This is a genomic window from Mitsuaria sp. BK037 (genome assembly GCF_014193045.1).
GTDB lineage: Bacteria > Pseudomonadota > Gammaproteobacteria > Burkholderiales > Burkholderiaceae_C > Roseateles.
In genome coordinates, this window is sequence record NZ_JACHYS010000001.1 from 1429189 (window position 1) to 1444978 (window position 15790).

6 protein-coding genes are annotated in these 15790 nt (G+C 73.1%); all 6 read right to left on the minus strand.

Annotated elements, in window-relative coordinates; genetic code table 11:
* Nucleotides 1-3: 3 nt before the first annotated feature.
* Entirely contained in the window at nt 4-8223 is an 8220-nt protein-coding gene (locus FHT37_RS06045) for an MBG domain-containing protein (RefSeq protein WP_183479487.1), read from the minus strand.
* Between the two features lie 5 nt (nt 8224-8228).
* A complete protein-coding gene (locus FHT37_RS06050) occupies nt 8229-9896 on the minus strand; it encodes a ShlB/FhaC/HecB family hemolysin secretion/activation protein (RefSeq protein ID WP_183479489.1) in 1668 nt (555 codons plus the stop codon).
* Between the two features lie 189 nt (nt 9897-10085).
* Complete coding sequence (locus FHT37_RS06055) at nt 10086-12698, minus strand: winged helix-turn-helix domain-containing protein (RefSeq protein ID WP_183479491.1); 2613 nt, start codon at nt 12696-12698, stop codon at nt 10086-10088.
* Between the two features lie 274 nt (nt 12699-12972).
* Nucleotides 12973-13950, minus strand: coding sequence for a PDR/VanB family oxidoreductase (locus FHT37_RS06060; protein ID WP_183479493.1), 978 nt, complete (start codon nt 13948-13950; stop codon nt 12973-12975).
* Nucleotides 13947-14975: an aromatic ring-hydroxylating dioxygenase subunit alpha gene (locus FHT37_RS06065; RefSeq protein ID WP_091724574.1), complete on the minus strand. Its 1029-nt coding sequence runs from the start codon at nt 14973-14975 to the stop codon at nt 13947-13949. The genes FHT37_RS06060 and FHT37_RS06065 overlap by 4 nt, the downstream gene beginning before the upstream one ends.
* Nucleotides 14976-15016: 41 nt before the next feature.
* The gene (locus tag FHT37_RS06070; RefSeq protein WP_183479495.1) at nt 15017-15790 is read right to left on the minus strand and encodes an SDR family NAD(P)-dependent oxidoreductase; all 774 of its coding nucleotides are present in this window, start codon (nt 15788-15790) and stop codon (nt 15017-15019) included.

Below are 15790 nucleotides of genomic sequence, written 5' to 3' on the forward strand. Positions count from 1 at the left end.
TCCTCATCGACCGCCCCCGGCGACGTAGGTGACCTGGCCGTCCACGACGGCCAGTTGCACGCCGAGCTGCCGGGACAGCCCCTGAAGCGCGCTTTCCTCGTCGCGGTTGGCCTGGACGAAGTTGCCGCTGTGCGACATCTCGATCGCCGCTTTCGGGTCGGTCTTCAGCAGGTCCAGGAAGCGGGCCTGGTCGGTCTGCTCCTTCTTGATCAGGGTCTGCGTGCGGCTCAGCAGCTGGTTGTAGGTGTTGAAGAAGTTCTGCATGTTGTCCCAGTCGGTCCGGGCGTCGGGGTTGCTGTCGTAGTTCCACGGCCGGTCGCGCCACCGGGTGTTGCCGGCCAGGTAGTTGTAGCGCTCGACCGGATCGCCGATCGAGGCCGCATGGCGCGAGTCGGCCTCCGAGTAATGGTTGTCGGGCTCCCGGTGATTCATGCCGAAGGCGTTGATGACGAGATCGCCGACCGGCGAGTTGGCGATCGCGCCCGCCAGTCCCATCGGGTCGATGGAGAAGTTCAGCGACAGGCCCAGCCCGCCGAAGCCCAGTTGCGCGCCGAGGTCCAGCGAGACGCTGATCGCGCCGTCCGACAGGCCGACCGAGTAGTTGAAGGTGCCGCCGATGGAGCCCGGCGTGTAGACCGTCGCGCCGCCGCCGACCGAGCCGGTGCTGCCCGACACACCGGCCGAGACGCCCGCCGACGAGCCCACGCCCACCGCGTTGTCGAAGCGCTGCACGACCTGCCCGTCGCGCAGCATGTACTGCTCGTCGGCGCGGGCGTAGACGAAGGTGCTGACCGTCGTGTCCGCATGCGCGTCGCCCAGGCCGTCCACATGGCCGCTGGCGCCGGCCTGCGCCGACACGCCGGCGCGCGCCTCGGCGCCGATCCGCAGCCCGTTGCGTCCCAGCGAGCCGATCGCGTAGGCGTCGCCCTGCGCGCCGAACATCACGTAGCCGGGGCCGCTGGTGATGGTCACGTCCACATGCGCATCGGCGCTGGCTTCGAGCCGGACGCCGGTGATGCCGAACTTGGCCAGGCCGGCGATCTCGCCGCTGGCCTGGGCCGACAAGTCGGCTCCGCCCAGATCGACGCTCCCTTCCACCACGCCGCTGGCGCGGCCGGAGACGCCTCCGCCGGTCGGACCGAGCGCCACGCCGCCGACGATGCCGGTGGCGTCGATGTTGCGTCCGAAGTCCTCCTCCTGCCCGCTGCCGCTGCTGCGGAACTGGCCGTTCAGCGGCGGCGCCACCGGCAGGGCCGGCGAGGCGACCGGCGCGACGGTCGGGATGACCGGCGGCGTCGGCAGCGGCTCGACCAGCCCCAGCCCCAGCGAGCTCGACGCGAAGACGTCCAGCGTCCCCGCCGGGCCGTCGCCGACGCGGTAGTCATGCGTATCGGCTCCCGTCAGGCCGGTGACCCGGAAGGTGTAGCGGCCGACGGTCAGCTGGCTCAGGTCGGAGACCGGCCGTCCCTTGGGGTCATAGGCGGTGACGATCGGCGCGATGTCCAGGCGGCCGGTGATCGGGCCCTGCAGGTCGGACAACGTCGCCTCGCCGGGCGTGCCGTACAGCTGGCCCAGGAACACGCCGCTGCTGACCGTGTAGCTCAGCGGCATTGGCAGGATCTTGTAGAGGCCGGGCCGGCTGCCGCTGTCGGCGATCCGGTAGTTCTTCGCCGAGTCGCCGGTCAGGCCGGTGAGGACCTGGAAATAGGTGCCGGCATGGGTGCTGCCGTCGATCGTGATGAGCTGGCCGGTGAGGTCGGTGAAGGCGACGTTGCCGCCGAGCGTGTCGCCGGACAGCACGCCCTGGAATGTCGTCGCGCCCGGCAGGTAAGGCAACGGCGTGCAGCCGGACGGCGTGCAGGCGCGGGTGTAGTTGCCGTAGACGCCTTCGGCGTCCTTGATGCCGTAGATCACGTCGCGTCGCGCGATCGAGACCCGGCCGCCGATCGGATCGACGACGTAGTTGCCCCGCCGGCTGCCGGTCAGCGACGCGCTCCAGAGGTGGTCGCCGGCATCCACGCGCGTGGCGTAGTTCAGCGTGCCGTTGCCGTTGAGGAGCTGCTGCGACTGGAACCCGTCGCCGGCCTCGAGGCGCACGCCGACGTCGTCGCCCGGCAGCACGCCCGACAGCGCGCCCAGCGTGAGCGCATCGCCGTAGACCGCGGTGGTGCTCGCGGCCGGCGTGAAGGTGAGCGGCTTGCGCGCGATCGTCAGCGGTGCCGACGCGCCCGGGGTCGACACGAAGACGTAGTTCTTCGTGTAGTCGGGCATGCCGCTGAAGCCATTCTCCAGATGCAGGCCGGTGACCTGCTGGGTGTAGCTGCCCGCGTTGCTGCGGTCGTTGTAGGTCAGGAAGCCGCTCGCGCCCACGACGTCGAAGTTGGGCTTGACCCAGTTCTGCTCGCCATTGACCAGCCCCCAGACCGACACGGACGGTGCCACGTAGCTGCCGTAGACGGTGCTGATCGGGTCGATGGTGACGGTGACCGGCTTGGGGGCGATCGTGACGGTGCCGGCATCCCCGCCGCTGACGTAGTTCGCCGCGTCGCGTCCGCTCAGCCGCGGCACGTAGCGATACGTGCCGACCGCCAGCGAGGTGGACAGCGCCGTGTCCCGGCCGTCGAGGACCGGCAGGCCCTGGACCTGGGTCGGCACGACGACATTGGTCATGAAGACCTCGTCGCCCGGCAGCACGCCGCCGGTCAGGCGCAACTGCGGCAGCGTGTCGCCGTAGGTGATGCTCAGGCTGCCGGGATCCATCGCGCGCTGGAGGCTGCGCGGCAGCACCGTGAGCTGGCCGCTGCGCGACAGCGGCAGGCCGGGCGCGCCGAAGTTCTCCGGGCTCAGGGCGTAGTTCCCCGCTTCCGCGCCCGCCAGTCCGGTGGCGTGGATGCCGTACTGGCCCGCAGGCATCCGCCCGTTGCTGGCGGGCACGCCAGCGATCGCCGTCGTCACCGAGACCGTGTCGCCCGCCAGCACACCGTACAGGTTGCCCCCCGTCGCCGGCAGCGCGTCGCCATAGGTGCTGGCGGTGTTGTCGATCACGGCCGTGAGCAGCTTGGGTACGACGCGGAAGGTGCTCGTGGACGCGCGGAGCATCACGTAGTTGCCCTTGTCCGCGCCTAGCAGCTCGCTGTCGACGCCGTACGTGCCAGGGGTCAGGCGCGCGGGCAGCGTGGTCGAGCGGCCGCCGGGGAGATCGGCCCAGGCGCCCAGCGCGACGTCGTCGCCGGCGAAGGCGTTGAGGAGCTCGGTCCTGAGGGTGTAGTTGGCCGCGGACCCGTAGGTGGGCGAGACGTCGGTGTGATCCGTTCCTTGCACCCAGGCCGCATTCGCCACCACGGCAGGCGTGATCCTCAGCGTCGCGAAGCGGTTGCCCGCCGCGGCCATCACGTAGTTGCCGGCGTCCGCGCCCTCCAGGCCGGTGGCGCTGAAGGTGTAGGTGCCGACGTTGAGCCGCCCCGTGCGGGACCGCGTGATCGGCGTGGTGGCGGTCGTCACCGCGACCTGGTCGCCGGCCAGCAGGCCGTTGATGCTGCCGCTGGCCCGCGGCGTGTCGCCCGTCCCGTAGGTGAGCGCCCGGTCCATGAAGCTGTCGTGGAAGCCGCCGAACATCGTGAAGTAGCCCTGCACCGTGACCGTGACCGGCTTGGGCGCGACGATGAGCGTGCCCGTCGTCGAGCCTGTCTCGGTGGGGACGTAGTTGGCTGCATCGGCGCCGGTGAGGCTGCGCAGGCCCAGCGTCCAGCTGCCGGCCGCGGTGCGCTCGGCGGGCGCGACGCCGCTGGCGAGCAGGACGGCCGGGCCGGCGCCGACGCTGTCGCCGGCCAGCACGCCCTGCACGGTCACCGCGCCCGGCGTGGCCGCGGTGCCATAGGTCGACGAGGCGTCCTGCGCGATGTAGCTGATCGGCCGCGGCTGCACGGTCAGCGTACCGGGCGCGTTGCCCGCGCTGGCCAGCAGGTAGTTCGGATTGCCGGTGAGCGCGGTGACTGTCTCGGTATAGGCGCCGGCGCCGGTGCGCGCGCTCAGCGTGACCGGCGTCGAGCCCGCGAGGATCGCGGCCGTGTAGCCGACCGAGTCGCCGGCGAGCACGTTGTTCAGCGTCACCGCGCCAGTCGTGGCGAGGTTGCCGTAGACCGAGCTCGCATTGGCCACCGAGAAGGTGACCGGACGCGGCGTCACGGTGAGCGCGCCCGCCGTATTGCCGCTGCCGGCGAGCAGGTAGTTGGCCGCGTCGGGGCCGCTCAGACCGGCGACGCCCGCCCACCAGGTGCCGCCAACCGTCGGCCGGGCGACCGGCGCGCCATTGCCGTCCAGCGCGGTCAGCGCCGGGCTCACCGACGCGCCGGGCAGCAGTCCGTCGAGGACCGTGACGTTGGTCGACGCGGTCGGCGCATTGCCGTAGATTGCCGATCCGGCCGCGACGCTCCAGGTGATCGGCTTGGGCGTGACGGTCCACGTGCCGTTCGTGTTGCCCGCCGCGGCGATCGTGTAGTTGCCGGCGCCCGCGCCCGACAAGGAGCCGGCGACCACCGTCGAGGTGTAGGTCCCCGCGCGGGAGCCCGCGTCCAGCAGCCAGAGATTGCCGCCTGATTCGATCGCCGGGGCGGCCGTGACCTGGTCGCCCGCGACCACGCCGGAGAGCGCCGGCATCGCACCGCTCTGCGGCGTGCCGTAGACGTTGCTGCCGGTGGCCGCGACATAGGTCAGCGCCTTGGGCAGCACGTTGACGGTCGTCGCGGTGTTGCCGCTGCCCGCGATCACGTAGTTGCCGGCGTCAGCGCCGGTCAGCCAGAGCAGCGTCGTGGCGTACTGGCCCACCGGCCACGCCTGCGAATGACCGCTGCCTGCATCCACGCGCAGCGCATCGACCTTCTGGAAGCCGGCGACGACGTCTCCCGCCAGCACGCCGTTGAGCACCGGCGAGGGCAGGGCAAGGCCGTAGACCTGGTCGACCGTGGTGCCGGTGTAGGTGACCGGCTTCGGGGCGACGACGAACTGCCCGGGCGTGTTGCCGCTGGTGGCGAGCGCGTAGTTGCCGGCGTCCGCGCCGGTCAGCGCGGACACGATCGCGGTGTAGGTGCCGGCGCGGGTGGTCGCGGCCGGCGCGAACACGGTCGAGCCGCCATCGGCGCTGGGCGAGACAGTGCCGTTCACGACGTCGCCGGCCAGCACGCCGCTGAGCGTCGCGCCGCCGAGCGAGCCCAGCGTCCCGTAGACGCCGCCGCCCGCGCCGACCGACCAGGTCAGCAGCTTCGGGTCGACGCGATAGACGCCGTCGTGGTTGTTGATCGTGCCCACGCTGTAGTTGGACGCGGAAGCGCCGCCCAGCGAGGTGACCGAGGCGACGTAGCTGCCCGCGGCCAGGCGGTCGTTCACCGCGACGGGCGTGCCGCCGGACGAGAGTCCGACCACCGGCGTCACGTCGTCGCCGGCCAGCATGCCGCCGATGAAGGCCGTGGGCATCGTGTGTGTCGAGCCATAGGTCTGCGAGCCGTTGCCGACGAAATAATCCAGCGGCTTCTTCGCGATCGACAGCTGGGCGCTCACCATGCCCGACAGGTCCAGCGTGTAGTTGGAGGCCGCGCTGCCGCCGAGGCCGGTCAGCGTGAAGTTCCAGCTGCCCGCGCCGACCCGGTCGGCGAAGCCGTAGCCGGCGCCGTTCGCGCCCATCGCGACGCCGCCTTGCGCGCCGAGCGTCGCGATCGGCGCGACGTTGTCGCCGTTCACGACGCCGGCCAGGCTCACGACCGCGCCCGGCGAGCCGTAGACATAGCTGCCGTTCGAGACCGTCGGTGTCAGCGCGCGGCGCGTGATCGTGAGCGGCATCGTCGCCGCGCTCAGGTCGACGAAGAAGTTGCCGACGGCCGCCGCGTCGATGGCCGCGGAGCCGGTGGCCGACAGCGTCAGCGTGCCGCTGCCCGCGGGCGCGGCGACGCCGGGGCCGGTCACGCTCAGCGAGCCGGCGGCGAACAGCCCATCCACCGAGGCCGGCGTCCCGCGCACCACATGGACCGGCGCGCGGCCGAGGTGATCGGCATCCGGCTCCGCGTCGCCATAGACGCGGGTGACCGCCGTGCCGGTGTCGTTGCCGAGCGCGACGCGCGTCGCGTCGACGCCGCCCAGCCGCGCGAGCCGGGTCACGATGCCGTTCTCGACGAAACGGAACCCGCCTTCGCCGAGGATCGTGTCGCTGCCTTCCGTGGTCCAGGTGACGGAGCCGCCAGCGACTTCGCTGGCGCCGCTGACGCGGATCGGGCCGCTCAGCGTGGCCGCGCCCGCCACCGACACGTCGCCCTGCAGGATCAACTCGGCGGGCGAGCCGCCGCCGGTCGTGGCCGTCGTCATCACCGTCGCCGTCAGCGACTGGCCGGCGAAGGCACCGATGCGCAGCGCGCCCGCGGTGCGCTCGGTGTTGCCGGCGCCGTCGGCCAGCAGCAGCGTCAACGGACCGTTGTCGTTGATGAAGCGCGCGCCCGACAGGTCCAGCGAGGCCGGGCCGGCGCCGCGCTCCGCATCGATGACGCCATGCGCGGCGGTGTCGTTGGCGGTCAGCGTCCAGTGGCCGCCGCCGTTGCTGAAGACGCCCGAGAGCGTGATGGTGCGTCCGGCCGCCAGCATCAGGTCACCCACCGGCGCCGCGCCGCGCGTGATGCCGGTGAAGAAGGTCGACCAGCTGATGTCCTGGCTGGCCTGCAGGCGGACGCTGACGCCGCTGCCCAGCAGCGCGGCCAGGTCGGCCGAGTTCAGCGTCGTCGCCGTGCCGGGCGCGTCGCCGTAGCCGATGTCGCCGGGCGGCGTGACCGAAGCGCCGTCGCCGATGACGATGTCCTGCGGATCGAGCAGCAGGCGCGCGCCCGCGCCAAGGGTCAGGCGGTTCAGCGCGACCGATTGCACCGTCGAGGCGGACGAGATCTCCACCGCGCCGCCCGATGACGCGCCGCTCGCATCGAGACGGCCGAGCATGCGCGTGGCGCGCTCGCTCCACAGCACGGCGGTGCCGCCCAGGCCTTGCGGGCCGCGCGCGGAGACGTCGATCCGGCTGCCGGCGTCGACCGACACCTGCTCGGCCGAGGCCAGCGCGGGCAGTGGACCGAAGCGGTCGAGGAAGCGTTCATGTCCATCGGCCTGGGCGCCGCTGGCCTTGCCCCCCTGGAAGGCGCCGCCGACGCGGACCAGACCGCCGCGGGTCGCGCCGCTGGCATCGAGCGCCGCGCCGGCCAACTCGACCCGCTGGCCGGTGATGTCGATGCGCCCGCCCGCGGCATCGGCCGACGAGGCGTCCACGCGGCCGCTGACGCGCACCGTGCCGCCGGCGCCGCCGTCCAGCACGATCGCGCCATCGCTGCCGGAGAGCGTCGTCGCGCGGATCTCGCCGGGCAGGTGGATGGCCTCGCGCAGCGCCTCGCGGACCGTGGCGGCGCGCAGCGCGACCAGGCCAGCCGCGATGCGGCCGCTGCTCTGCACGAGCGGCCGGCTGTCGCCGTCGACCGCGTCGGCCGGCAGGATGACCTGCAGGAACCCATCGCCGGAGAAATCCAGCGTCGCGACCGAGGCGCTACCCAGCGCGACCTTGCCCAGCGGGGCCAGGATGACGCCGTCGTTCTGGACATGGCTGCCCAGCAGCGCGACCTGACCGCCGCCGCCGGCCGTGATCAGACCCTGGTTGAGCACGGTGCCGCCGCGCCCGTTGAAGCGCAGCCGGCCGGCCATGAAGTCCTCGTCGGACAGGCCCAGCGTCGACGCGACGAAACCGGCGCGCGTGTCGACGACGCCGCTCGGCGTGATCGCGATGCCTTGCGGGTTGATCAGGAACAGGCTGCCGTTGGACTTCAGCGAGCCGGCGATCTCGCTGCCCAGCGGGCCGGTGACGACGTTGAGCGTCGCGGCCTGGGCATTCGGCAGCTTGAACTCGACGGCGCTGCCGGCGCCGACCGAGAAGCTGTCCCAGCGCAGCACCGCGCGCTGCGACTGCTGCAGGATGTCGAGCCGGTGGCCGGCGGGCGCGCCGATGACGGCCTGGCCGGCGCTGACGCTGCCGTTCCTGGGCAGCGTCGGCGATGCGGCCGTCTGGGCGCCACCGGTCAGCGGCAGCAGGCCGGCGAGCATCGCGGCGGTCAGCGCCGTGAGGCGCGGGCGCCGGACCGGAGCTCGGCGGGAGCCCGCGGGGAGGGCGGGGAGAGCGGGGAAGGAGGAGGGGGTGGGCAGGAGGCGGGTCATGGTCGTCAGAACTGGACTTGCGCTTTCACGAAGGCCTGGAACTCGTCCATGCCGAAGGGGCGGTAGCGGCGGCGGCCGGCCTCGACCGAGAGCTCGGCGCCGCGCCATTGGGTGCGCAGGCCCGCGCCGCCGGACGCGGCCAGGCGATGGCCCGCCGCGGGCAGCTCGGACATCGGCCGGCCCAGCGCCGCGAACAGGTAGGGCTGCAGGAACAGGCCGGCGCCGCCCAGCGTCGGCGACCAGGCGCGGGAGAGCTCCTGGCGCAGCGTCCAGCCGCCGTCGTCCGAGATCGCGCCCGAGCGGAAGGTCGACAGCGCGTCCTCGCCGTCGAGGCTGAAGAGCTCCGCGCTCGGCAGCACGCCGCCGAACGAGTCCTGCAGGCGCGCCGAGGTCCGCGCGTTCAAGCCCCAGGGCAGCGGCAGCTCGACGCTCGCGTTGGCCTCGAGCTTGGTGAAGTACGGTTTCGCGCCAGGCCGTGAGACCGGGATGCCGGTCGCCGCGAGGTCGGCGGCGGTGCGCGCGCCCAGCCCGGGCAGGCCGCGCGACAGCGTCACGCCGGCGCGCAGCCGGGCCGCGTCGCTGTTGCGGCTCCAGTCGACGGTGAGCCGGCCGACGCGCAGCTTGTCCTCGCTCATCGTGAAGTCGAAATCGGGCAGCGAGTCGACCTGCCGGCTGGCGTCGAGCGTGGCGGTCAGGTTGATCTCCTGGGCGCGTGTCAGCTGCAGCGGATAGATCAGGCGCAGGCTGTAGCGCTCCAGCTGGCTGCGCGAACGCAGGCTGCCGGCGGGCACGCGTGGCTGCGTGTCGGAGACGGTGAACTCGGGGTTGAGGCTCAGGCCGTCGGCGCTCAGCGGCACGATCGCGCCGCCGCCCAGCACGCGCCGCGGCGCGTCGTCGCGCCAGGCGGTGCCCCAGTCCTTGCCGCCGGAGACGTAGCTGTAGAACTGCTCGCCGCGCCGCAGCGGCTGATTGAGGCGCAGCTGGATCGTCGTCTGCCACGGGCCCAGCGATTCGCCCAGGCGGCGGTCGGCCGAGACGGTGAGCGCCGTCGCCTGGTGCTCGCCTTCGAGCACCAGCACCGTGCCGCCGAGCTCGCGGCCGGCGCCCAGCGCGCTGCGCAGCTGCAGGCCGGGACCGCGGCCGGCGATCGTCAGCGCGCGTTCGAGCTCCTCGCCGCGCAGCCGGCGGCGGCCCAGCAGCGGGGCGAGCGAGCGCTCGACCGCATGGCGCGCGCGCTCCGGCACGGCAGCGGTGTCGATGCGCTCGATGTGGCCGTCGACCACGCGCAGCGCGAAGACGCCGCCATCCTTCACCGACTGCGGCGGCACGACCACGCGCACCAGCGGATAACCGGCCTCGCGGTAGGCCGCCTCGATCGCGTCGGCCAGCTCGTAGAACGCCGACACCGGCAGGCGCTGACCGCGCAGCGGCGCGGTGAGGGCCTCGGTGGCGCTGGCGAGTTCGGGGAAACCGTCCTCGACGCGGATCCCGGCGGGCGACACGCGCAGCGCACGGGCCTGCGCCGGAACGGCGTTGGGCGCGGGCGTGGGCAGCGGCGCGGCGGAGGCGGCGGGCTCGGGCGGACGCAGGTCGCGCGGCGTGACCTGAGGCGCTTGCGGGGCCTGCTGGGCGAACGCGCCGCCGGCGGCCAGCGCCAGGATCGCGCCGCTCAACGCGGGGGACGGGAATCGACGGGGAGAGAGCATGCCGCCACTGTCGACGCCAGGCGCGGCAAAGTCCTGAAGCCCGTCTGAATCGTTCCGAAACGATTCAGCAAGGTGGCGTTTCAGGATTTTTCAGTGGCGCGCCGTCCTGCTTTCTGCGGGCCTGCTCGCGCGCCGGCGCCGAGGGCCGGGGCCCCGTCAGTCGACGTCGGTCAGCGCGAACGCCAGCGCGCCGATGTCGGCGTTGCGCAGCAGCATGCCGTCCTGCTTCAGGCGCTCGAACTCGGCCGCGCCCAGCGCTTCCCGCGCCAGCCGCTGGGCGCGGGCGCCCGCCAGGGCCTCGTTCTCGCCGAAGCGCAGGAGGCCCGCGGTGCCGGACTCCACATGGCCCGCGAGCCGGGCCGCGGCGCGCGGCCGGCCCTCGAGCGCGGCCAGCAGCGACAGGTACTGGCACCAGTAGCGCTGCAGGTCGGCCTTGGCCGCCAGCGGCCAGCCTTGCTCCGCCAGCGGGCGGAATGAGCGGGTGTCGCCGAGCGCGAGATACGCGGCCGCGGTGTTGAGGCGGGCATAGGCGAGCCCGTACTCGTCGCGGCCCGGTTGCAACTGCGCCAGCAGCGCGATGCCGGTGCGGATCGCGCCTTCCGGATCGCCCGCCAGCAGCTGGGCGTCGGCCAGGTTGGCGAGGTAGATCGGGTTGGCGTCGCCGCCGGCGCGGCAGTTGGCCACGATCCGGTGGCCCAGGCGCAACTGCTCCCGCGGATCGGACCGGTTGAGCATCAGGCCGATCAGGCCGTAGTGCAGGCGCTGCGGCGGCCAGTCGGGATCCTCGAGCGCGCACAGTTCGGCGTCCTCGTCCTCGCGGCCGGCCGGCGGCATGGCCAGGGACATGGCGAGCGCGCGGTACAGGTGGAAGCGGCCGTCGGGCGCGTCGATCCGCGCGCGGGCGACCTCGACCATCCGCCGCATGTGCGCCTGGGCGCGCGGGTTGTGGACGCTGTTCAGGTATTGCATCGCCACGCCGAGGCTGGCCTGCAGCCACATCGGGCCCTGGGCGCCGCCGGCCAGTGCGTCGAAACGGTCGCACAGCGCGTTGCGTTCAGCGTGCAGCGTGCGCGGCAGCGCGAAGAGCAGCATCGCGATGATCGCGAGCGCCGCGTCGGTGTCGCCCAGCGCCTGCGCGCGCAGCAGCGCCTCGCGTGCGTTGTCGAGGTCGGCGCGGGCGCGTTCTCCCCAGGCATCGACGCCGATCTCGCCGCTCAGGCGCGCGTGGTGCAAGGCTTCGCACAGCGTCGCCACGGCGCGCGCGTGCCGGTCGCGGACCAGATCGTCCTCGTCCGACCGCGCCAGCAGTTCGCGCGCGAAGGCCCTCGGGCTGTCGAGCAGCCGGTAGCGCGGCGGCGACTCCGCGTCGTCGCCGACGACGCACACGAGCAGCGAACGCTCGACCAGCACCGTCACCGCGTCGAGCACGGCCCACTCGTCGAGCTCGACGGGGTCCTGGGCGTCGAGCGGCCCCTGGACCGGACGGCCGCCCGGCGCGTCGCCGGCCACCTGCTGGATCAGCTCGAGCGAGGCGCTGCCCGCGATGACGGCCAGGCGCCGGAACACGATTCGCTCGCGCTCATCGAGGAAGCCGTGGCTCCACTCCAGGGCCGCACGCAGCGTCTGCTGGCGAGCCGGCGCGTCGCGGTTGCGGCTGCTGGTCAGCAGGCGCAGCCGCTCGTCCAGCGATGCGGCGAGCCGCTGCACGCCGAGCATGGGCGCCCGGGCCGCGGCGAGCTCGATCGCGAGCGCCAGGCCGTCGAGCGCGCGGCACAGTTCGATCACAGCCGGCGCATTGGCGTCGGTCAGCGCGAAGCGCGCGTCCGCGGCCTGGGCGCGTTCGACGAACAGCGCGACCGCGCCGAAGTTCAGCGCCTGCGCCGCGGACACCGCCCCCTGGGGCGTGGACAGCGCTTCCAGTCGGTAGACGCGTTCCGGCGGCAGCTTCAGCGGGGCCTGGCTGGTCACGACGATGCGCAGGCCCGGCGCCGCGGCGTGCAGCACGCCCGCGATCCGCGCGGTGGCATCGAGCAGGTGCTCGGCGTTGTCGAGCGCGAGCAGCAGGGTCAGGGACGCGAGGGCGGCGGCCAGGCCGTCCAGCGGCTCCTCGCCGGCGCCCAGCCGGATGCCCAGGGCCGCGGCGATCGCGCCCGGCAGTGCCGCGGCGTCCGTGACCGGGGCCAGTTCGACCCAGCACACGCCATGCGGATAGGCCTTGGTGCGGGAGTGCAGCAGCGCCTGCGCGAGCCGCGTCTTGCCCATGCCGCCGGCGCCGACGAGGGTCACGAGGCGGTGGTGCTCGATCAGGCTGAGCAGGGCGGCCAGGTCCTCGTCGCGGCCCAGCAGCCGCGGCAGACCGGCCGGCAGGTTGGTCCGCAAGGCGAGGGTCGCGGGCGGCGGCGGGGAACGGGGCGAGGAGAGGGGCGAGGAGGGAAGCGAGGTGCGCGGCGGCGCGGCGTGCGTTGCGTCCTCGACGCGCGCCGTGAAGCGGTAGCCGCGGCCGGGAATCGTCGTGATGACATCGCCGCCCAGCACCTTGCGCAGCGCGCTGACCTGCACCTGCAGGTTGTTCTCCTCGACGACGACGCCGGGCCAGGCCAGGTCGATCAGCTCGCTTTTCCCGACCAGTTCGCCAGCGCGCTGGATCAGCGCGATCAGCACGTCCAGCGCCCGGGAACCGAGCGTCGCGGGCTGGCCGTCGACCAGCAGGCGTCGCTCCAGCGGTTGCAATTCGAAGCGGTCGGCGAATCTGAGGCTGGCGGCGCGCATGAAGGGGACGGGACGGGGCGGGGACGGCGGGCAGGCCCGGGGGCCGGCGACTGGGGCGCGCACGGGCGCGGAGGTGCGCGCAGGATAGCGGAGCGGGAGCCCCCCTGAAGAATCCTGAAACCGGCCGCGTTGCGACTTTCCGGACGATTCAGCCGCAATTCATCCGGGGCTCAGGACTTTCAGGTCGCCGCGGCGCAGAGTGCGGGGCGACGGCTCATCCCATGGGGCTCGATACGTCCAGGAGTGACCGGCGCATCCTCCGCCCGCCCGCCGCTCAACCGAGATCAAGCACCAGCCGGTCGCTCCGTGCGCGCGAGCAGCAGGGCGTGAACTGATCGTTGGCCGCCTGTTCCTCCGGCGTGAGGTACAGGTCGCGGTGCTCGGGCTCGCCGGCCAGCACGCCGGTCAGGCAGGTGCCGCAGACGCCTTGCTCGCAGGACGTCAGCAGCGGGACGCCCGCCGCGATCAGCGCCTGCGCGGCGCTCTGGCCGACCGCCACGGGAATGACGCGGCCCGAGCGCAGCTCGAGCTCGAACGGGCGGTCCTGGCCCGGCGCCGGTGCCTCGGCGCCGGCGAAGAACTCGTGATGGACCCGGTCGCCCGCCCAGCCCAGTGCCCGGGCGGCCTCGGTCACGGTGTCGATCAGGCGCTTGGGTCCGCAGACGTAGACATGCGTGTCGGCCGCCTGCGCCGCCAGCAGCCCAGGCACGTCCAGCCGGTCGGGGCCGACATGGAAGCGGGCCGCGCCGGCCCAGGCGCTGGCCTCGATCTCCGCGCGGAAGGCCATGCGCTCGAGATCGCGGGCCGCGTAATGCAGCGCGAAGTCCGCGCCCGCGCCGGCGAGCTGGCGCGCCATCGCGAGCAGCGGCGTGATGCCGATGCCGCCGGCGATCAGCAGGCTGCGACGGGCCGACGGCACCAGCGGGAAATGATTGCGCGGCGCGCCGATCTGCAGCGTCTGGCCCGGCATCAACTGCTCATGCACCGCGCGCGATCCGCCGCGCGAGGTCGCTTCCAGCAGCACGCCCAGCACGTAGCGATGGGTCTCGGCGGGATCGTTGCTGAGGGAGTACTGCCGCACCAGGCCGCCCGGCAGATGGACGTCCACATGCGCGCCGGCGGTGAACGCGGGCAGGGCGCCGCCATCGGCGGCCACGAGGGTGACGGCGCAGACGTCCCGCGCGGCGGCGGCCTTGGCCTGGACGCGGACGGGGATCAGCGCCGTGATGGGCGCGAGGATCGGCGCGCTCATGCCCGCGCCGCCATCAGCCGATCGATGACTTTGCGCGACTGCACGCCGCCGCCGTCGATGTTGAGCATCAGCAGCTGGCGTTGCGGCCAGGCCAGCAGGTTCTGCTGCTGGCGCTCCAGCATCTCCTGGTCCTCGGCGAAGATCCGGCCCTGGCCTTCGCGGATCTGCTCGGTGAGCGCCGGGTCCTGGGGTTTGAACTTGCGCGCCATGCCCCAGAAGTAGTGGATGGAGGTGTCGGTCTCCGGGGTGATGAAGTCCACCACCCAGCTCGCCGCCTTGACCTCGTCGGGCGCCTCGTAGCCCCCGTGGCCGGCCAGCGCCACGCCGACCTCGATCATGATGTGGCTGGGCGGCGTGAAGTGGCAGATCTGCCAGCGGTCCACCGGCTGGTCCTCGGGCAGGCCGTTCATGCGCAGCGCCATCCGCCAGAACGGCGGCGCCTCGATGCCCTGCATGTGGCGCTCGGTGATGACGTGGTCGCCGTCCACGCGCGTGGTGCAGGGGATCTCGTCGATCTCCTTCTGGCCGATGCTGCCGGCATGCACGTAGGTCTCGTGGGTGAGGTCCATCAGGTTGTCGATCATCAGCCGGTAGTCGCAGGCGATGTGGTACAGGCCGCCGCCATAACCGAAGGCCGGGTTGCCCAGCCACTCGAAGGCCGGCAGCGCGGCCAGGTCCGCCTGCGCGGCGTCGCCCGGCCAGACCCAGATGAAGCCGTGCGCCTCATGGACCGGGAAGCTGCGGATGGCCGGAAAGCCACGCACGCGCTGGCAGGGCATGGACACGGTCCTGCCGTCGCCGCCCATGGCCAGGCCGTGGTAGCCGCAGACCAGCGTGTCGCCGTTCACGCGGCCCAGCGACAGCGGCGCGCCGCGGTGCGGGCAGAAGTCCTCCACCGCGCGGACGGCGCCGGCGCTGTCGCGGAAGAAGGCCATCGCGTGGTTGCAGACCTTGCGGCCCAGCGGCTTGTCGGTGCCGACCTCCTCGCTGCGGGCGGCGACGTACCAGGTGTTGGTGATGAACATGGGAACTCCTCGGGAACGGACCTGGGGCGGGACCGGCGCGCTCAGCGCGGCGCCATGCGCAGCGCGCCGTCGAGGCGGATGACCTCGCCGTTGAGGTGGCCGTTGGCGACGATGTGCGCGGCCAGCGCGGCGAATTCCTCGGGCAGGCCCAGGCGCTTGGGGAAGGGGATGGCCGCGGCCAGGTTCTGCTGCACCTCCTCGGGCAATTCCTTCATCAGCGGGGTGGCGAACAGGCCGGGCGCGATGGTGCAGACGCGCACGCCGAACTGGGCGAGGTCGCGCGCCAGCGGCAGCGTCATGCCGACGATGCCGCCCTTGGAGGCCGAGTAGGCCTCCTGGCCGACCTGGCCATCGAAGGCGGCGACCGAGGCGGTGTTGACGACGACGCCGCGTTCGCCATCGGCCAGCGGCGCCAGCGCCGCGATGCGGCTGACCGCCAGGCGCGTCATGTTGTAGGTGCCGATCAGGTTGATGCGCACGACGCGTTCGAAGTCCTCCAGCGGCGCCGGCGAGCCGTCGCGCTGCACGATGCGCTTGGCGGTGCCGATGCCGGCGACGTTCATGAGGATGCGGGCCGGGCCGTGGGCGGCCGTGGCGGCGTCCAGCGCGGCGGTGACGGAGGCGGCATCGGTGATGTCGCAGCGCAGCGCCAGCGCGCGGTCGGCGCCAAGGTCGTCGGCCACGCGGCGCGCGCCGGCTTCGTTGATGTCGAGCAGCGCGACGCGAACGCCTTGGGCGGCGAGGGTGCGGGCCACGGCTTCGCCGAGGCCGGAGCCGGCGCCGGTGACGAGGGCGGCTTGTCCAGTGAGGTTCAT